The organism is Macrococcus sp. CoH-51_TC_04 (assembly GCF_058188655.1).
The window spans coordinates 1-280 of the sequence record NZ_JBVGOY010000058.1; the positions used below are offsets into that span (position 1 = coordinate 1).

Annotated in this window: 1 protein-coding gene; it reads right to left on the reverse strand. The window is 53.2% G+C overall.

Translation table 11 applies throughout. The features are described from left to right. On the reverse strand, positions 1-239 hold a 239-nt coding region (locus tag ACZ2V4_RS11765; RefSeq protein WP_490514957.1), incomplete at its 3' end, for a hypothetical protein. Positions 240-280: the final 41 nt, after the last annotated feature.

Consider the following 280-nt stretch of genomic DNA (forward strand, 5'->3'; position numbering starts at 1 on the left):
GAAATCTTATAGGTCTTTGCTGCAAACGGAAGCCACGTTTCGTAGTCCAAACGAGACACGAGGCCCTGATCTTTTTCCGCGTCAACAGCATCTTCGGTTCGACTCACGTTGTCAACATGCTGAGTCTGAAGCGCTTGTTGCTGGGCGTCCTCCGGTTCAATTGCCGGAGGCACGACCGCAACTGCACGCTGACGTGGTGCAGTCGCGTTGCTGAACGAGCGCGGCATGAGTGGTTTCATACGCACTCCTTATTATTTGGATACGACGTAAAACTCGGTGC